Source organism: Micromonospora sp. NBC_00362 (genome assembly GCF_026342155.1).
GTDB lineage: Bacteria > Actinomycetota > Actinomycetes > Mycobacteriales > Micromonosporaceae > Micromonospora > Micromonospora hortensis.
This window is the reverse complement of record NZ_JAPENH010000001.1, coordinates 5,653,316-5,671,000: the sequence shown is the minus strand read 5'-3', so window position 1 is coordinate 5,671,000 and position 17,685 is coordinate 5,653,316. Positions and strand designations below refer to the sequence as shown.

At 72.8% G+C, this 17,685-nt stretch carries 15 protein-coding genes; 5 read left to right on the top strand and 10 right to left on the bottom strand.

Going from position 1 to position 17,685, the window contains the following annotated elements; translation table 11 throughout:
- Positions 1-188: 188 nt before the first annotated feature.
- From OG992_RS26160 to OG992_RS26150, 3 genes are all read right to left on the bottom strand, one after another.
- On the bottom strand, positions 189-1,142 hold the full coding sequence (locus OG992_RS26160) for a carbohydrate kinase (protein ID WP_266304526.1): 954 nt from the start codon (positions 1,140-1,142) through the stop codon (positions 189-191).
- Positions 1,139-2,404, bottom strand: coding sequence for an AGE family epimerase/isomerase (locus tag OG992_RS26155; RefSeq protein ID WP_323181916.1), 1,266 nt, complete (start codon positions 2,402-2,404; stop codon positions 1,139-1,141). The genes OG992_RS26160 and OG992_RS26155 overlap by 4 nt, the downstream gene beginning before the upstream one ends.
- A gap of 268 nt (positions 2,405-2,672) precedes the next feature.
- The gene (locus OG992_RS26150) at positions 2,673-3,314 is read right to left on the bottom strand and encodes a TetR/AcrR family transcriptional regulator (RefSeq protein ID WP_266304525.1); all 642 of its coding nucleotides are present in this window, start codon (positions 3,312-3,314) and stop codon (positions 2,673-2,675) included.
- A 146-nt stretch (positions 3,315-3,460) separates the two neighbouring features.
- Between OG992_RS26150 and OG992_RS26145 the strand changes: the two genes are divergently transcribed.
- Complete coding sequence (locus OG992_RS26145; RefSeq protein ID WP_266304524.1) at positions 3,461-4,240, top strand: arylamine N-acetyltransferase; 780 nt, start codon at positions 3,461-3,463, stop codon at positions 4,238-4,240.
- A gap of 102 nt (positions 4,241-4,342) precedes the next feature.
- Here the strand turns inward: OG992_RS26145 and OG992_RS26140 are convergent, their stop codons facing one another.
- Entirely contained in the window at positions 4,343-4,768 is a 426-nt protein-coding gene (locus OG992_RS26140; protein WP_091405997.1) for a nucleoside deaminase, read from the bottom strand.
- Positions 4,765-5,616, bottom strand: coding sequence for an LLM class flavin-dependent oxidoreductase (locus OG992_RS26135; protein WP_266304523.1), 852 nt, complete (start codon positions 5,614-5,616; stop codon positions 4,765-4,767). The genes OG992_RS26140 and OG992_RS26135 overlap by 4 nt, the downstream gene beginning before the upstream one ends.
- Before the next feature lie 99 nt (positions 5,617-5,715).
- Here OG992_RS26135 and OG992_RS26130 point away from each other — a divergent pair, with 99 nt between their 5' ends.
- Positions 5,716-6,597: an aminoglycoside phosphotransferase family protein gene (locus tag OG992_RS26130; protein WP_266304522.1), complete on the top strand. Its 882-nt coding sequence runs from the start codon at positions 5,716-5,718 to the stop codon at positions 6,595-6,597.
- A gap of 172 nt (positions 6,598-6,769) precedes the next feature.
- On the opposite strand, the gene OG992_RS26125 is transcribed toward OG992_RS26130, so the two are convergent.
- Positions 6,770-7,579: an Fpg/Nei family DNA glycosylase gene (locus OG992_RS26125; RefSeq protein ID WP_266304521.1), complete on the bottom strand. Its 810-nt coding sequence runs from the start codon at positions 7,577-7,579 to the stop codon at positions 6,770-6,772.
- Between the two features lie 157 nt (positions 7,580-7,736).
- On the opposite strand from OG992_RS26125, the gene OG992_RS26120 reads away from it, so the two are divergent.
- From OG992_RS26120 to rocD, 3 genes are all read left to right on the top strand, one after another.
- The gene (locus tag OG992_RS26120; RefSeq protein WP_266304520.1) at positions 7,737-8,639 is read left to right on the top strand and encodes a thrombospondin; all 903 of its coding nucleotides are present in this window, start codon (positions 7,737-7,739) and stop codon (positions 8,637-8,639) included.
- A gap of 734 nt (positions 8,640-9,373) precedes the next feature.
- Entirely contained in the window at positions 9,374-10,189 is an 816-nt protein-coding gene (gene ddaH, locus OG992_RS26115; protein WP_181518433.1) for a dimethylargininase, read from the top strand.
- Positions 10,189-11,403: an ornithine--oxo-acid transaminase gene (gene rocD / locus OG992_RS26110; RefSeq protein WP_266305276.1), complete on the top strand. Its 1,215-nt coding sequence runs from the start codon at positions 10,189-10,191 to the stop codon at positions 11,401-11,403. Before ddaH ends, rocD begins: the two co-directional genes overlap by 1 nt.
- Positions 11,404-11,456: 53 nt before the next feature.
- Here rocD and OG992_RS26105 read toward each other — a convergent pair whose 3' ends face one another.
- From OG992_RS26105 to OG992_RS26090, 4 genes are all read right to left on the bottom strand, one after another.
- Positions 11,457-12,611 carry an FHA domain-containing protein gene (locus tag OG992_RS26105; RefSeq protein ID WP_238687401.1) on the bottom strand — a complete coding sequence of 385 codons (1,155 nt, stop codon included), beginning with the start codon at positions 12,609-12,611 and terminating at the stop codon, positions 11,457-11,459.
- The gene (locus tag OG992_RS26100; RefSeq protein ID WP_266304519.1) at positions 12,608-12,901 is read right to left on the bottom strand and encodes a 4a-hydroxytetrahydrobiopterin dehydratase; all 294 of its coding nucleotides are present in this window, start codon (positions 12,899-12,901) and stop codon (positions 12,608-12,610) included. Before OG992_RS26100 ends, OG992_RS26105 begins: the two co-directional genes overlap by 4 nt.
- A 122-nt stretch (positions 12,902-13,023) precedes the next feature.
- Complete coding sequence (locus OG992_RS26095) at positions 13,024-14,073, bottom strand: acyl-CoA desaturase (RefSeq protein ID WP_266304518.1); 1,050 nt, start codon at positions 14,071-14,073, stop codon at positions 13,024-13,026.
- A gap of 136 nt (positions 14,074-14,209) precedes the next feature.
- Positions 14,210-17,665, bottom strand: coding sequence for an SCO7613 C-terminal domain-containing membrane protein (locus OG992_RS26090; RefSeq protein ID WP_266304517.1), 3,456 nt, complete (start codon positions 17,663-17,665; stop codon positions 14,210-14,212).
- Between the last annotated feature and the right edge of the window lie 20 nt (positions 17,666-17,685).

The following is a 17,685-nucleotide window of genomic DNA, read 5'->3' as shown; positions in this document are numbered from 1 at the left end:
CCCGCCCCATCCGGTGGCGGAACCGCGAGCGTTGAGCAGGACGTGCACGCCCCGGAGGAGCAAGGCCGACAACCCCCTGCCCCCTCCTTTGCTCTGCACCCTTATGCGCACCGGTCACGGCCGGTCACCAGCGGTCACGACCGGTCACGGCTCGTAGCCGTCGCATCCGCGGGTGCAGAGCAAAGGAGTCAGTTCGCGGGGGTGAGGCGGGCCGCCACCTCCGAGCGGCGGGGCGGGTCGGCACCCCGACGGCCGCAGGTCAGTGCCGCCACAGTGGCGGCTTGCCGGAGCACCGCACCCCACTGCTGCGGGGTCACCGCGGCGAGCCGGTCGGCAGGGCGGTCACCGAGCGCGTCGAGGTCGGCCAGCGCGGCCAGCAGGCCACCGGTGAACGAGTCGCCAGCGCCGACGGTGTCGACCACCGTGGTGCGGACCGCTGGCTCCTCGTGCAGCGAGCCGTCCGGCGCGAGCAGCCAGGCGCCGTCCCCGCCGCGGGTCACCACGGCGCAGGACACACCGGCGGTACGCCACTCGGTCATCACGTCGGCCACGGAACGGCCCGGGTAGAGCCAGGCCAGGTCCTCGTCGCTGGCCTTGACCAGGTGCGCGAGGCGAATCTGCCGGCCTACCCGTTCCTGCTCCGCCGTCCGGTCGGTGACGATGCTCGGGCGCAGGTTGAGGTCGATGGAGACGGTGAGCCCATCCCGCCGGCGTTCCCGGGTGAGCAGGCCCTCCAGCGCGTTCGCGCCGGGTGCCAACGCGAGCGCGAGGGATCCGGTGTGCAGCGCGATCGCCGGTGAGCCGGCCAGCTCGGGCAGCTCCTGCGGCGTCCACTGCCAGTCGGCCGCACCGGCCAGCCGGAACTCGTAGCTGGCCTGCCCGGCGGCGTTCAGGGTGGCCACCGCCACCGACGTGGGCTCCTCGGCGCGTACCGCCCACTCCAGGTCCACCCGGTTGGCGCTCAGATGCTCGACGAGTTGCCGACCGTACGCATCGCTGGCGAGTCGGGCCAGCAGTCGTACCGGCTGGTCGAGCCGAGCCAGGGTGACCGCGACGTTCGCCGGGGAGCCACCGGGCACGGCCCGCTGCCCCTCGGCGGTGACGACGAGGTCGATCAGCGCCTCACCCGCGACGACGATCACGCGGTCACCTCCCCCGGTGCGAGCGGGCCGGGGCCGCCGAGCCCGTCGGCCGCGCGGGACAGCAGTACCGCCTGGTAGGCGTGGTAGACGTCCGGTCGGCCGTGCCAGACCGTGTCGGCGGGCAGGTTCTGCGCGTCCAACTCGTGCCGCCATCCGGTCTGGTCGATGAGACCGCGACGGGCGTACGCCCAGAAGACCTGGTACCAGTCGAGGTAGACGGTGTCCCCGGTGCGGCGGTGCAGGGTGATCGCCGCGCCGATGGCCTCGGCGAGAACCCAGTGCATCCGGGAGCGCACCACCGGCCGGTCGTCCCAGTCGATGGTGTAGATGAAGCCGTCCGCGCCGTCGACCGCCCAGCCGCGACGCACGGCCGCGGCGAACAGGGCGCGGGCATCGGCGAGCAGCCAGCGGGGTGGCTGCGGCAGCACCGCCTCCAACTCCAGCAGCAGCCGGGCCCACTCCAGCCAGTGCCCGATCGTGGAGCCGTACGGCCGGAACGGGTCGGCGGGCTGGTCCCGGTTGTAGTCGGGCAGCGGCGTCCAGTCGGTGGTGAAGTGCTCGGGCAGCCGCCAGTCGTGTCGGGCCGCCTCACCGTGCACGAGGTGGGTGGCGATCCGCAGGGCCCGGTCGGCCCAGCTCGCGTCACCGGTGGCGGCGGCAGCGCCGAGGAACGCCTCGACCATGTGCATGCTGCTGTTGGCGCCCCGGTAGTCCTCGGTGACCGTCCAGTCCCGGTTCCACGATTCGCGGACCGCGCCGGCGTCGTCGTCCCAGAACCGGTCCCGCACGACGTCCAGCACGTCGGCGAGCAGCCGGTCCGCGCCGGGCCGTCCGGCGCGCGCGGCGCTGGAGGCGGCGAGCAGCACGAACGCGTGGTCGTAGCCGGCCTTACGGTCGTTGACGGGTACTCCCTGCTGGTCCACCGCGCCGAACCAGCCGCCGTACCGGTCGTCGCGCAGCAGCGTGCTGAGCGCGGTGATCCCGTGGTCGACCAGGGCGGCGGCGTCCGGGTCGCCGTTGCGGTGGGCGAGGGCGGCCACGTGGGTCATCCGGCAGGTGATCCAGGTGTGGATCGGTTCGCCGCGATCCGGGGTGCGGTCGTCGGTGAGCCACCAGAAGCCGCCCTCGGGCCGGACCGAGCGGCGGGCGGTGTCGAGCAGCGTCCGGGTCTGGTCGACGAGGAACTCGTTCAGATCGGGCAGGTCTGGTGACCCCACCGGAGCAGGGGTCGTTGCGGCGTCGGATCGGGGCACGTCGGTCATCTCAGCTGGTCACCGTCGGGTAGGAAAGGGACATACGGCCAGGATCGGCGACGGACCGGGTCCGCGCCGCAAAACCGCCAACGGTACGCCACGAATCGACTGGCCGGGGTCGGAGCGCGGCGGGAGGATTTTCCTCCCATTTGCCCGTTGACATCGTTGTCACCGCTCAACCCTGCTCTGGCAGCGGGCCGACTGTCAATTCCTGCTGCGTCACATCGCAACGGGGGCGGCCGCCCGTCTGTGGCGATGGTCCGCGCCCCCGCATCCATCAGGCGCCCCCGAGGTCGACCAGGCCGATCTCGGCGGGGGGAAGGGCTTGGACGTCCGGGCCAGCACGCAGGCCCTCGAGCATGAGGGTCAGGTAGCGGTCCACGCTGCGCTGGGTGAGCTCCGCGCGTAGGCCGGGTAGTGGCCTCAGCAGCAGCGCCATCATGAGGGTCAGGTCGCCGGCGTCCACGTCGGGACGCAGGTCACCGTCGGCTTGGGCGCGGCGGACGAGCCGGTCGAGGATCTTCAGCAGGGCTTGACGGAGCCGCTGCTCCTCGGGCTCGGCGTGCAGCTCTTCCCAGGTGCTGGTGAACCAGATCGACAGCCAGGTCGCCAGCCTCAGCTCGGCGGCCGCCCGGCGGACGAAGCGTGCGAGCGCATGCCACGCGTCCGGCTCCTCGTCTTCGGCGTCGCGAGCGATGGCGACCACGCGGTCGAAGCCGTCCAGCGCGACCCCGCGTACCAGAGCCTCACGGTCGGGGAACCGGCGATAGAGGGTGGCGGCCCCGACACCGGCGCGGCGGGCCACCTCCTCCATCGGCACTTCGACACCGCGTTCGGCGATGAGTGCGCGGGCCGCCTCGATGATCTGTTCGCGGTTGTGCCTGGCGTCCGCCCGGAGCCTGGGGCTCTCGCTCTTCACCTGACCAGTATACGGATGCCATTCTCTCACTTACACTTTCCTAAACGGAGGAAGTTCTCTCACTTAGGAGGTCGATGATGGACACAAAGGCAGCGATGAGGCAGACGTTGCACAGAATCGGGCACCACGGGCGCGTCGCAGCCGACGTGGAAACGCTGTTCGCACTGCATCAGGCCTGGCGGCACGCCGTGCCGTACGAAAACCTCGACATCCAGCTCGGCCGGCCGATCGCCCTCGATGCGGAGGCGCTCTTCGACAAGCTCGTGCGGCGGCGGCGCGGCGGTTACTGCTACGAGCAGAACGCCGGCCTGGCCATGCTGCTGCGTCTGGCCGGCTTCCAGGTGACGATGGTGGAGGCCGCAGTCATGCGCGCTACCCGCGGCGAGGCGATGTGGGGCAACCACAACGCGCTGCTGGTCGACCTCGGTGGCCGACGCTGGCTGGTCGACGCCGGCATCGGCGACGGATTCATCCAGCCGTTGCCGATGCGGGAAGGGCCCCACATTCAGGGAAGCCTGGCCTACCGGCTTGAGCGGCTCGATCCGGATACCTGGCGCTTCCACCACCACCCCGGCGGAACCATCGCCTCCTACGACCTACGCCTGCAGCCACGGGAGGTCGCCGACTTCGCCACCCACTCCCGGGAGTTGTCCACCTCCCCCGCCTCGGCATACGTCACCACGCTCATGGCCGCTCGGCCGAGCGGCGACCACACCCTGGTCCTGCTGTCCCGGACGTTGCGTCGGCTGGGTGCCGCCGCCAGCACCCCCCGCATGATCGCCGATGTCGACGAATTCGCCAGAACGCTGTCCACTGACTTCCTCGTACCCCTCGACGACCTCGGCCCGGAGGGCGTCGCCCACCTCTGGCACAAGGCAGGCACCCAGGACGACCTGTGGCGCGCACGCGTCCGCAACACGGCCTGAGCACCCGGGGCAGCCCTCGGCCTCGGCGCGGCCAGGTGTCGTGACGGTGGACGTGACCGGTCGTCTCGCCCTCACCTACCAGACCGCCTCAGACGGGCCCGGTCAGTAGTAGTCGTCGATCGGCTGGCGTGCCTCGTCGAACAGCGCCGGCCCCTCGTAGCGGACCGGGGGCAGCGGCGGGGTGGCCGGCTTGACCTCCTCGAACTGCTCGGTGGACAGCGCGTACACCACCCGCCCGAGGCCGGACCGGTCGATCGCCGTCGCGCACATCGCGCAGGGCTGACAACTGGTGAACATGGTGGTGCCGGCTGCCACCTCGGGGGAGAGTTCCCGAGCCGCCCAGCGGGCCAGCTTCAACTCCGGATGGGCGCTGATGTCCGCGTCGGAAACCACCGTGTTGTGGTCCTCGATCAGGACGACGCCGGCCGCGTCGACCAGCAACGAGCCGAACGGCCGTTCGCCGGAAGCCCCCGCCCGCCTGGCGATTTCCACGGCGTGGCGGAGAAACTTCTCGTCGTCGGGGGTCATCGGTCCTCCTGGGTTGCGTGATGTGCGGCCACTGCCGCGAGGGTCCGCCAGGCGCGTTCGGGCTGACGGATCTCGGTCAGGTCGCCGTTGAACGGGTCCAGCACCACCGTGTCCGCGCCGAGCGAACGAAGCTTGTCCAGGTCGGCGACGATCTGATCGATGGTGCCGACACCGGCGAGCCGGTCCGGGTCGGTGCTCGGTTCTCGGGTCTCCTGGAGCGCGATCCGCGGCACCACTGCCGGCACCGGGCGACCCAACTCGTCGGCGATCTCCGTCAGTCGTCCGACCGCCTCGGCGAGCCGTGCCGGCGTGATCCGCAGCGGGTGCCACGCGTCACCGAGCAGTACCGCGCGGCGCATGCCGGCCTCGCTGTTGCCACCGACCCAGATCGGGATCGCAGCCGTGTCGTAGTCGTCGGTGTCCTGCCAGGCCTCGCGCATGGTGTGCAGGTACTCGTCGGTCAGCGCGCCGCGCTGCCGGAACGGCACGCCGAGCGCCTCGAACTCCTGCCGGGCCCAGCCGACGCCGACACCGAGGACGAGCCGGCCGCCGCTGAGCCGGTTGAGGTTCGCCGCCATCCGGGCGGTGAGCAGCGGGTGCCGGTACGGGACGATGAGCACAGTCGTGCCCAGCCGAACCCGGCTGGTCACCCCGGCCAGCCAGGACAGCGTGGTGAACGGCTCGTAGAACGGCGCCGGATACTGCTCGGCCACGTCCGGTGTCACCGCGATGTGATCGGAAACCATCAACAGGTCGAAGCCGAGACCCTCCACCGTCTGCGCCCACCGGCGCAGCACGTCGGGGTCGGTGCCGGGGGCGAAGTTCGGTACGTTCACACCAATCTGCACCCGTCCACGCTAGCCACTGTGGACCGGCGTGGGAACGCCGTGGCCCGGCCGAATCACCTGACAGCCGGCACGAATCGCCGCACGACTCAGGAGCACCGGATGGATCTGCCCGAGGGCCTCGACTGGGTACGCGGATCACAGGCCGGTCGCGCCTGGCTGGCCACACTCCCGACGTGGCTGAACGAGTGCGCCGAGCGCTGGTCGCTGCGGGTCGGCCCGCCCTTCCGGCAGGCGTACGCGTCACTGGCGCTCCCCGTCCACCTGCCCGACGGCACCGCGGCGGTGCTGAAGCTCCAGTACCCCGACGAGGAGAGCCGGTACGAGGCCGACGCCTTGGCCCAGTGGGACGGTGACGCGGCGATCCGTCTGCTCGCCCACGACCCCGAGCGGCGTGCCCTGCTGCTCGAACGCTGCCAGCCCGGCACTCCCCTGCACGACCTACCGCCGGACCGAGCGCTGGACGTGGTGGTCGGTCTGCTCCCCCGGCTCTGGCGATCGGCCGGCGCGCCGTTCACCCCGCTGGCCCAGGAGGCCGCCGGCTGGATCGACCGGATGCCCCGGGCCTGGGAACGGGCCGGCCGACCGTATGAGCGACGGCTGCTGGACGCGGCGCTCGAACTGGTCACCGGCCTGGCGTCGAGCCAGGGCGAGCAGGTGCTGGTCAACCAGGACCTGCACGCCGGCAACATCCTCGCCGCCGACGCACTCGACGCCGCCCGAGGGCCTTGGCTGGCGATCGACCCGAAGCCGCTGACCGGGGAACGGGAGTTCTCGGTCGTGCCGATGGTGCGCGGCCCGGAGTTGGGCCACTCCCCGGCCGCCGTCCGGCATCGACTGCACCGACTCAGCGACGAACTGGGCCTGGACCGGGAGCGGGTCCGGGGTTGGACGATCGGCCACACGCTGTCCTGGAGCGTCGCCGACGACACCGTCTTCCCCGAGAAGATCGAAGTGGTCCGCTGGCTGCTCGACACCGACTAAGGCCCGGCTCGGCGATCACGCGGCGGTGCCGCCGACCCACCTCCGCGATCTTGCACTTTCTGTCCCGACCTAGGGTGCATATCCACCCATACCGACAACAGAAACTGCAAGATCGGCGCGGGGGGTACGGCGCGGGGGCGCGGGGGTGCGGGGGTGCGGGGGTGGGGTGGGGTCAGGCGGTTTGGCAGGTGGGGCACCAGTACAGGTTGCGGCCGGCCAGTTCGCCGCGACTGACCTCGGTGCCGCAGACGTGGCAGGGCGCTCCCGGGCGGCGGTAGACGTACACCTCGCCGCCGTGCCGGTCCACCCGTGCCGGCCGCCCCATCGCCTCCGGCAGGTGCGCGTCGCGGACCGTGTCGATCCGGCCGTGCTCGACCGCGAGCCGCATCAACCCGACCAGGTCGGCCCAGAGCGCGTCCCAGCCGGTCCTGGTCAACTGTCGGCCCGGCATCGTCGGCGGCAGCCCCGCCCGGAAGAGCGCCTCGGTCACGAAGATCAAACCGGTGCCGGCCACCACGGACTGGTCCAGCAACAGCGCGGCGAGAGGGGTGGGGCTGCGGGCGATCCGGGCGTACGCCCGCTCCGGGTCGGCGTCGGCGCGCAACGGGTCCGGCCCAAGACGGTCGCGCAGCGCGGCCACCTCGGGTGGGGTGAGCAGCTCGCAGGCCGTCGGCCCGCGCAGGTCGAGCCAGTGCCGGTCGCTGACCAGTCGTAGTCGCACCTGCCCGACCGGCTCCGGCGGCTCCCCCGGCCCGTCGGTGAACGTGCCGTACAACCCGAGGTGTACGTGCAACGTCAGTTCGCCTGCGTAGTGGTGCAGCAGATGCTTGCCATACGCCTCGGTGCTCTCCAGCACCGTCCCGGAGAGCCGGGTGGCACCCTCGGCGAAGCGGCCCTGCGGGCTGGCGGCGTGCAGCTTGTCCCCGGCGAACAGCTCGGCGTGCCGGGCCGCCAGGCGATGGATCGTGTGTCCCTCTGGCACAGGTGCCAAGGATAGCCAGCCCCGCCCGGTCAGGGCCGTTCTCGGCGACCGTACCCAGGATTGGTGTCAGGAAACGCTCAGGTGGGTATTTGAGGGCCGACACCGCGTGGGTGCCACCCTTTCCGTCGGCCACCACGCATTCATCAGGAGGTGTGTAGTGGTCAGGATTCCTTCGCTGTCCCGCCGGTCCGAGCCGGCACCGACGCGGGACGAGAACCTCGACGGCCGCGTCGACGGCCGCGACACCCCGGTCACCGAGACCGGTCAGTCCGACGACACCGTCGGCCGCCCGGTGGTCACCGACCGGGACGCCGAGCAGACGACGTATCGCAGCGCCGGCGCGACCGGCGGCCAGACCAGCGAGGCCGAGCGGCGGGCAAACGAGCGGGCGGCGGTTGCCCGAGCCGCCACCGGGCGACCGGCGGAGACCGATTCCCGGGGCACTGCCTCCCGCCCGGTCGCACCCGAGCCGGTGAACGGCACGACCCGCCCCGTCGCACCCGAGCCGGTTACCGGCACGACCAGCCCGGTCGCACCCGAGCCCCGCACCGCCCACGGGGTGGAGACCGAGTCCCGGCCCACCGTCACCCCGACCACGGCGCGCACCGCCGAGCGGGACGCCGACCTCGACAGCACCACCCGTCGGCCCGACACCACCGACCGGGTCGCCACGGACCGCCCGGTCGACCCGACCCCGGGCGTGAGCACGCCCGAGCCGCCGGTGACGCGTGGCCCGAAGCCGCGGGCCAGCCTGCTCGCCACCCTCGGCCTGATCGTCTCGGTCGCCGGCGCGATGTTCGTGCTGACCGGGACCCTGGCCGGGTACGGCATCGGGCTCGGCGCGTTCGGCGCGGTGCTCGCGGTCCTCGGCCTGATGGCCACCCGTCGTCGGCACGTCGCCGGCAAGACCGACGCGCTCTTCGGCGTGCTGATCGGGTTGGCCGCGGTCGTGATCGGGGTGCTCGCGATGACCGGCCAGTTCGACTGGCCGACCACCGACGGCGACTGGGTGCCGCGCTTCCGAGAGTGGCTTGACTCACAGTTTGTGGATCGTTTCTAGCGGGCACTTTTCCGCTCGCCGGTGATGCACCGGCGAACAGCCGGCGGTTCGCCGGCAGCCCGATCAGTCCGGTGGTTCACCGGCCGGGCGACACCCTTTCAGGGGCGGCGGTTCGCCGCCCCTGAAGTGTGTCCGGGGTTCGACGGTTCCGGTCCAGGTCGCCGAGCAGCCAACTCGCGCGTCCCCGCGGTCGGGAGAACCACGAACACCGCCCTTTGCTCTGCATACCTATATGCGCCACCGGGCGTCCGGCGGGGCTTCCACCGGCGTCCGGCGGGCTTCCACCGGGCGTCCGGCAGGCGTCCGGCGGGCTTCCGGCGGGCTTCCGGCGGGCTTCCGGCGGGCTTCCGGCGGGCTTCCGGCGGGCTTCCGGCGGGCTTCCGGCGCGGCGGCGCCGGACAGTGGCCGACGGATCCGGTACTCGCCGGTGAGGGTGGAACCCGTCTGGCGGCGCATATAGGGCAGCAGAGCAAAGGCTGCGAACGAGCCCTCCGGCCCCGACTCTCGGCCCCCGCCCCCACTCCGATCGCCTCGCCTGCGGCAAGAGACCCGACGCATCCACGCTCCAACGCAACAAATCGCTTTACACGGCCCGCCACACGCAACGAATGTTCGGTCTGCGCAACTCTCGGTGGTGGATCCTGCCGCCGACGCCGCATACCGTTGAGCAACGGCGCCAGCCCGTGGGCCACGGTGGCCGGGCGCGCCCGACCCCTGGGAGCAGGACAATGACGATGGACGCCACCAGCCAGCGCCTGTTGATGTGCCGGCCGACGTACTTCGCCGTCGATTACGCGATCAATCCCTGGATGGACCCGAGCGCGCCGGTCGACGCCGCGCTGGCCGTCCGGCAGTGGGAGCAGCTGCGCCAGACGTACCTTGACCTGGGCCACACCGTCGAGGAGATCACTCCGGTGCCCGGACTGCCTGACATGGTCTTCGCCGCCAACGGCGGCACCGTGATCGACGGCAAGGCGATGGCCGTACAGTTCCGCGACCCGCAGCGCGCCGACGAGGCGCCCGCGTACCGGGCCTGGTTCGAGGCCGCCGGCTTCGAGATGTACGACCCGAAGCACGTCAACGAGGGCGAGGGCGACGTCCTGCTGGCCGGTGACCACCTGCTGGCCGGCACCGGCTTCCGCACGGCGCACGCCGCACACGCCCAGTTGCAGGAGGTCTTCGGCTACCCGGTGATCACCATGCAACTTGTCGACCCGCGCTTCTACCACCTGGACACCGCGTTGACAGTGCTCGACGAGCGGACCGTGGCGTACCTGCCGGAGGCTTTCTCCCCGGGCAGCCAGGCTGTGCTGCGCCGGCTCTTCCCCGACGCGGTGCACGCCACAATGGCCGACGCCGAGGTGCTGGGGCTGAACGCGGTCAGCGACGGACGGCACGTGGTGCTGCCCGCGCAGGCCACCGACCTGGCCGCCAAGCTGCGCGACCGGGGCTACGAAACCATCGGGGTCGACCTGTCCGAGCTACGTAAGGCCGGCGGCGGACCGAAGTGCTGCACGCTGCGACTCCGTCAGGGAAAGGCAAGCAAGTGATAGTGGATGACAAGCTGCGTACGCCGGGAGCGGTCCGAGACGCCGAGCGCTGGACCGCGCACAACTACCACCCGCTGCCGGTGGTGATCTCGTCCGCCGAGGGCGCCTGGCTCACCGACGTGGACGGGCGCCGCTACCTGGACTGCCTGGCCGGCTACTCCGCGCTGAACTTCGGTCACCGGCACCCACAGTTGATCGCCGCCGCGCACGCCCAACTGGACCGGCTGACGCTGACCAGCCGGGCGTTCATCCACGACCAGTTCGCCGACTTCTGCCGGGAGCTGGCCGAGCTGTGCGGCAAGGACCTCGTGCTGCCGATGAACACCGGCGCCGAGGCGGTGGAGACCGGGATCAAGGTGGCCCGCAAGTGGGGCTACCAGGTCAAGGGCGTGCCCGCCGGACAGGCCAACATCGTGGTCGCCGAGGGCAACTTCCACGGGCGGACCACCACCATCGTGAGCTTCTCCACCGACGAGGACGCCCGCGCCGACTTCGGGCCCTACACCCCGGGGTTCACTGTCGTGCCGTACGGCGACCTGGCCGCGCTGACCGCCGCGATCGACGAGAACACAGTCGCCGTGCTGCTGGAGCCGATCCAGGGTGAGCAAGGTGTGGTGGTGCCGCCGGAGGGCTACCTGCCGGGCATACGCCAGCTCTGCACCGAACGCGACGTGCTGTTCATCGCCGACGAGATCCAGTCGGGTCTGGGGCGTACCGGCGCGACCTTCGCCTGTGACCACGAGGGCGTCGTGCCGGACATGTACCTGCTCGGCAAGGCGCTCGGCGGCGGCATCGTGCCGGTCTCCGCGGTGGCCGCGAACGCCGACGTCCTCGGCGTGCTCAAGCCCGGTCAGCACGGCTCCACCTTCGGCGGCAACCCGCTCGCCTGCGCGGTGGCGATCGAGGTGGTCCGGCTGCTGGCCACCGGCGAGTTCCAGCGCCGCTCGGCCGAGCTGGGTGAGCGGCTACGGGCCGGTCTGGAAGGGCTGCTCGGCAAGGGGCTCGTCGGGGTACGCGTCCGTGGCCTGTGGGCCGGGCTGGACATCGACCCGGCGCTGATGAGCGGTCGGGAGGCGTGTGAGCGGCTGGCCGCGCGCGGAGTGCTCGCCAAGGACACCCACGGCTCCACCATCCGGCTCGCCCCGCCGCTGGTGATCACCGAGGAGGAGATCGACCTGGCGGTGGCCAAGCTGGCCGAGGTACTGGCCGGCTGACCCGGGAACGTGGTGAAAGGCGGGCGTCGGTTTTCCGGCGCCCGCCTTTCGCGTCAGGGACGGGGTAGGCGCATGGCCATCGTCGGGGCCTCGGCCATCACCGAGGTGGGCGTGAACGGTGCGCCGGTGGGCAACTCCTCGGCCCGACCGATCTGCACCCCCGGGTACAGCTCCACCATGTCGTTCTCACCCAGCACCCTCGACTGCTGCGGCGCCAGCGGGATCCGGTCGGACTCGGTCATCGAACCGGCCGGGCGGATGCCGGAGCCGTTGGTGCTGACGTCGGTCACGATGACCTCGCCGACCCGCAGCTCGAAGCGGACGTGACCACGGCTGATCCACCGCCGGGCCTCGTCGTTGAGCCACTGCCCGAGCATGATCCCGCCGTCCTGCTCGGGAGCCCGACCGGCCACGATCGGCTGTTCCTCGCTGAGCACGAACCGCCGTCGGACCAGGCCGCCGACCCGCACCGCGAGCACCTCGGTACGCGGACGCGGGCCGGCGTCACCGAGCCGTACGCCATGGCGGGGGCAGGTCGGCACGCCGTTGCGCAGCGCGGGCGGCGGCTGCGCTGCGGGGCTGCGGTCGGCACCCCCGGCCAGGTCGGCGAACGCGCCACCCCCACCACCACCGCCGAACAGCGCGCAGCCCGACTCCGGGCAGCGCCACTGGCGGGCCAGCAGCTTGACGCCGGTCGGCGACCGCTTCCCGGCCACCGGCGAGTGCCCACCACCGACGTGCGCGATGAACACCGGCCCGCCGGCGCCCGGCACCGGCGCGACCACCCGACCGGGCTGTTCGACCAGCCACGGGAACCGACCGCGCAACCCGTCGAAGCGGACTCGGCTGAGCACCGGCAGACCGAGCAGGTCGGCGACCTCCAACATCCGGTCGCCCGGGTTGTCGAGCACCTCGACGAGCCCGTCGTCGGCCCAGCGGCGGACGACCATCCGCTCGTTCGAGGTGAGGTCGGCGTCGGAGAGCAACGCCCGGTGCACGACCGCGTAGACCTGGACGCTGTCCTCCTCCAGCTCGCGGGAGAGCGCGTCGATGACCATGCCGAGGCGCAGCAGGCTGGCCGGCCGGCCACCGTCGATGTCCTGGTAGCGGATCACCTCGGCCAGGTCGATCACGGCTCGGGCCAGTGACGGGTCGGTGCAGACGCGACCCTCGATGGCGTCCAACACCTTGCTGATCTCAAATCTCATGCCGCGCTCCGGACGATGTCGTCGATCCGCCCGGCCAACTCGATGTCCCGGTGGGTGACCCCACCGGCCGAGTGCGTGACACAGCGGAAGGTCAGGGTCCGCCATCGGATGTCGATGTCGGGATGGTGGTCGAGCTCCTCGGCCAGGTTCGCCACCCGGTCCACCACGGCGATGGCCGCCGGGAAACTGCCGAGCTGGACGGTACGGCCGATGCCGGTCGGGTCACCCGACCAGTCGGGCAACCGGCTCAGCTCTTCTCGCACCGCCTCCGCGGTGAGCAGGTCTACCATGCGCCGACCCTACCGGGGACGCCGGCCGGCATCGACCAGCGGTAGCGGGATGTCGATCGGCCCGATACGCGCAGGTGGGGGCGGTGCCGTTTGGCACCGCCCCCACCTTCCCCCTGGTGTGTTCAGCCGCGCAGCGGCCGACCCACCTCGTGCAGGTGACCGAGTGCCTGCCGGTACGACTCGACCAGCCCGGTCTCCGCGTACGGGATGCCCTGCTCGACACAGTAGGCGCGAACGATCGGCTGGGCCCGGCGCAGGTTGGCGCGGGGCATGTTCGGGAAGAGGTGGTGCTCGATCTGGTAGTTGAGGCCGCCGAGCGTGGTGTCCACCAGTCGGCTGCCGCGCACGTTGCGGGAGGTCAGCACCTGCTTACGCAGGAAGTCCAGCTCGTCCTCGGCGGTCGGCATCGGCATGCCCTTGTGGTTCGGCGCGAACGCGCAGCCCATGTAGAGGCCCCACAGCGCCTGGTGCACGACGGCGAAGAGCAGCGCCTTGACCGGGGACATGACCGCCAACAGCAGCGCCACGTAGGCGGCGGTGTGCGCGACGAGCAACGCCGCCTCGACCGCCCGGTGCCGCATCGGGACGGCGTACTTGCCGTCCTCCCGCCCGACGATCGCCCGGATGCTCGCCATGTGCAGGCTCAGGCCCTCGAGCAGCAGCATCGGGAAGAAGAAGTACGCCTGCCGCTGCGCCATCCAACGGCCGAACCCCCGGGTCTCCAACGCCTGCTCGGGCGTCCACACCAGGGCCCCCGCGCCGACGTCCGGGTCCTCGTCCTCGTGGTTCGGGTTGGCGTGGTGCCGGTTGTGCTTGTCGACCCACCAGCCGTAGCTGATCCCCACCGCCACGTTGCCGGCGAGCAGCCCGACCAACTCGCTGGGGCCACGCCGACGGAACATCTGGCGGTGCCCGGCGTCGTGACCGAGGAACGCGACCTGGGTGGTGGCCACTGCCATCAGGGCCGCGAGCGGGAGCTGCCACCAGGAGTCGCCGAGCAGGAACACGGCCACCCAGCCGGCCGCGAAGGCACCGAGGGTGAGCACGATGCGGGTGACATACCAGCCGGGGCGCCGATCCAGCAGGCCCGCCTGGCTGATCCGTCGGGACAACTGTGCGTAGTCACTGCCTCGCCGTCGTACCGGCGGTTCCGCCACCGCTCCGAGCGCCATCGCTGCTCCCGTTCCGCTTGCGCCCGTACCGGGGTGGTTCGGGCTTAATGTCAAGTCTCCCGATCGCGGTAGCCCTCAGTAACCCCGACAACCCCCGAATGGGGGGTAGGGCAGGCCCTACCCCTAATGGTTCGACTCAGGTCAGTCGGCCCACCGCGGCGCGCAGTCGAGCCAGGTCACGTCGACGCCGCTCGTAGGTGGCGGCGAGTCCGACCAGCGCCAGCCCGCCGATTCCCAGGTAGATCCACCGGGGCAGCAGATCCCACCCTCGGGCCAGCTCGTGCAGCGCCAACAACGTCAACACCCCGCCGCCGAGCAGCACCGGCGCCTGCCACCGGCGGGTCGCGCCGGCCAGCACCGCGCCGGTCGCCGCCACGCCGAGGAGCAGTCGCCGCCAGGGCTGCGGGTCCGCCCCGGCCAGCACCGACACGAGGCTGGGCAGCAACGCCGCGACCAGCCCCGGGCCGAGGGCCGGCCAGCTGGTCAGCCCCGGGCGGGTGCGCAACGCCAACAGGCCCGCCCCGACGGCGAGCGCCGCGGCCGGCAGCGTGTACGCCTCCAGCACCGTCACCCCACCGGCGGCCAGCAGCACCCAGGCCCCGAGCAACTCGCTGCCGGCGGCGATCCCGGCGAACGCCCACCGCCGACCGGCCGGTTCGCCCCGACGCAGCAGCCGCAGCGCGACGGCGACACCCCAGAGCACGCAGACGGTGGCGAGGTGCCGCGCCGCCTCGACGGCGAGCACCGCCGCCACCAGCGCGACGGCCTGCGAGGCGGCGTCCAGCACCCGTCCCAGCCGGACCCGCGCCGGGGTGACCGCCGCGGCGGCCAGCACCAACGCGGCCACCGTCAGCAGTGGGTACGCGGCGGCCCGCAAGGGAAGCCCACCGGCGAGCGGGGCGGTCACCGCCAACGCGGACGCCGCGCCCACGGCGGCGAGACAGCCGGCGACCCGTACCTCGAACCGGCGCGCCCCGGCGGCGATCGCGACCGCCGCCACCAGCAGCGCCCCCTCGGCGGCAAGCGTCCCGGCGCGGGTGGCCAGGAGACCGAGCACACCGGAGGCCACCAGCACCACGCCCACCGGCACGGCGACCGGTGTGAGCGCCGGGCGGGCCGCCGCCAGCGCGGTGAACAGCAGCGCCGCCAGGCCGGCGAGCAGAACGGCGGCCGGCAGCATCGGCCACGGCGCGCCGATCGCGATGAGCAGCACCGGCAGCGCCGCCGCGACGAACGGCAGCGCGGGTGGCACCGGCAGGCCGAACCGCCGACCGGCCAGCGCGCCGGCCACCGCCACCACGAGCAGCGCGAACCCGACCGGGAGCACCGTCGGGTCGGCGACGACAGTGGACACCCCCGACCACACCCGGTTCCCGCCGCCGTAGGGCGACCCGAGCGCGGTCAGCACCGTCGGCAGGGCCGCCAGGACGGCGACCACCGCCAGCGTTCCGCCGGCCGCCAGCAACAGCGCCGACCGGGCCGACTCGCGCCCGTGGGCCGCCGACCGGTCCCCGAGGGCCGCCTGGCCGGGGGCGCTCGCCGACGGCAGCCAGCAGGCGACGAACGTGACACCCAGCGCGGCCAGCGCCGCGTACAGCACGAGCGGCTCGTCACCCGCCCCTACCAGAGGCGCGAGGCCGGGCACTGTCACCGCCGCGACGGCGCCGGTCACGGCGTACCCGATCAGCTCCACCCGCTGGCGGCGGGCCGCGAGCGCCGCGACCAGCGACAGCCCGGCGGCGGCCAGCGCGAGCCGGGCCTGCCACCAGGGCGGCTCGCCCGCGGCGAACATCGCCACCGCCGCTATCCCGGGCAGCGCGAGCTGCCCGACCAGCAGACCCACGCCGGCCACCTCCCGGTACGCGCCGGCCCCCCGCCGGACGGCCAGTGCCAGCCCGACCACGGCGAGCGCGCCGAGCGCCACCAGGGCACCGGTCGGCGCGGCCAGGGCAACCAGCAGCCCGTGCCCGAGCAGGACGGCACCGCCGAGCGCGCGGGTGCGCAGGGCGACCGATGGGGTACCCGGGCGGGCCAGCACGGCGAGCAGCAGCGCAACCCCGCCGACCAGGTCGATGGCCACCACCTGAGGCCAGGAGGCCGACCAGCCGGCGGGTACGGCGAAGAGCACCGCCACCGCGCCGGCCGTGGCGAGCACCGCCCGCGTATTCAGAGGGAGCAGCAGCACCGTGGCACCGATCGCCAGTGCCACAGCGGGTGCCAGCTGCCAACCCCAGCTCAGGTCGAGCCCGGTCCCGGCACCGCCCCAGGGCGGCAGCGACCGGCCGACGGAGGCGACCGCCAGCCCGATGGTGATCAACGCGGTGACCTGCGCCGTACCCGCCGCGACGACCAGCGCGCCGGCCCGCCAACCCCCGCCACCGTCCACCACCGACACCACCGGCAGGAACCGCACGGCGGCGGCCATCGCCAGCGCCACCGTCGCCGCCGCGAGCAGCAGCACTGACGGCCGCAGCTCCGCCACCGGACGCAGCAGGGCGGCGGCGAGCACCGGCACCAGCAACCCGGCCGCCACCGCCCGCAGCGCCCGCCCCCCGACGAGCCAGGCCGCACCGAACCCGGTCAACGCGACAAGCAACAGCGGCACCCCGGCCAGCAGTGGCGAGCCCCCCGCCCGCCCAGCGACCAGCGGCACCATCGCGCACGCCGAGGCACCCACCAGCGCGGCGACGTGACCGGCACCGGCCAACACCCGGCCGACGAGCTGCGCCGCCCCTCCCCGGCCACGCAGCGCGGCCAGCACGGCCAGGTTCAGCGACGCCACCCCGAGCAGTACCAACGCCCACCCCGCCGCGCCCAGCCCGGCCTCGGCAGCGAGCAGCGGCAACGCCGGCTGGACGGCCACCAGGGCGGCGAACCAGGGCCCCGTCAACCCGCTCCACCGGCCGTACGCCACGGCGACCGCCGCGCTGGCCCCCCCGACCAGCGCGGCGTACCGGCTGCCCGGCCAGCCGGTCACGCCGGCCAGGTCCACCGACCAGGCCGCGTAACCGTCCAGCACCACCAGCAGCAATCCCACCGCGGCGAACGTCTCCGCCGTACCGCGCAGCCCCCGCCGGACCGCCAGCAGCGGTACGCCGAGCGCGAGCGCTGTGAACGCCACCAGGATCAACGCCCGCCCGGCGACCCCCACCGCCGCCCAGGCCACCGCTGTGAACACCACCGCCGCGGTGCCCAGCAGGAGTCCACCGAGGACGAAGAGCAGACCCTGGACCGTGCGGGTCGAGGTCTCCGCCGCACCCGGCCGCGAACCCGTGGCGACCCCGGGGCCCGGACCGATGAACGGCGCCGGGCCGACGACAGGCGCCTGGCGCGCCACGACCGAGGCCGCCACCCCGGCGCGGACGACGGCGGCCAGTTTGGCCCGCCGCCCGGACACTGTCGACAGCCGCCCGGCCAGCTCGGCGTACGCGCGGCGAGCCCGCTCCACCTGCGGCTCAAGCTCGGCCACCTCCCGGCTCAGCCGAACCACCTCGGCGGCGATCGGGTCGGGCGCGCGTCGGCAGCCGGAGCAACCAGCGCTCAGATCGGCCGGTGCACCGCAGGCGGGGCAGGGGTAACGGGTGTCGTCCACCCGGTCATCATCGACAACCG

Coding starts and splice junctions, on each gene's coding strand:
- OG992_RS26100 (WP_266304519.1), bottom strand. CDS start 12,901: ATGGTAGACCTGCTCACCGCGGAGGCGGTGCGAGAAGAGCTGAGCCGG.
- OG992_RS26095 (WP_266304518.1), bottom strand. CDS start 14,073: ATGGCGCTCGGAGCGGTGGCGGAACCGCCGGTACGACGGCGAGGCAGT.
- OG992_RS26140 (WP_091405997.1), bottom strand. CDS start 4,768: ATGACCCCCGACGACGAGAAGTTTCTCCGCCACGCCGTGGAAATCGCC.
- OG992_RS26155 (WP_323181916.1), bottom strand. CDS start 2,404: ATGACCGACGTGCCCCGATCCGACGCCGCAACGACCCCTGCTCCGGTG.
- ddaH (WP_181518433.1), top strand. CDS start 9,374: ATGGACGCCACCAGCCAGCGCCTGTTGATGTGCCGGCCGACGTACTTC.
- OG992_RS26105 (WP_238687401.1), bottom strand. CDS start 12,611: ATGAGATTTGAGATCAGCAAGGTGTTGGACGCCATCGAGGGTCGCGTC.
- OG992_RS26130 (WP_266304522.1), top strand. CDS start 5,716: ATGGATCTGCCCGAGGGCCTCGACTGGGTACGCGGATCACAGGCCGGT.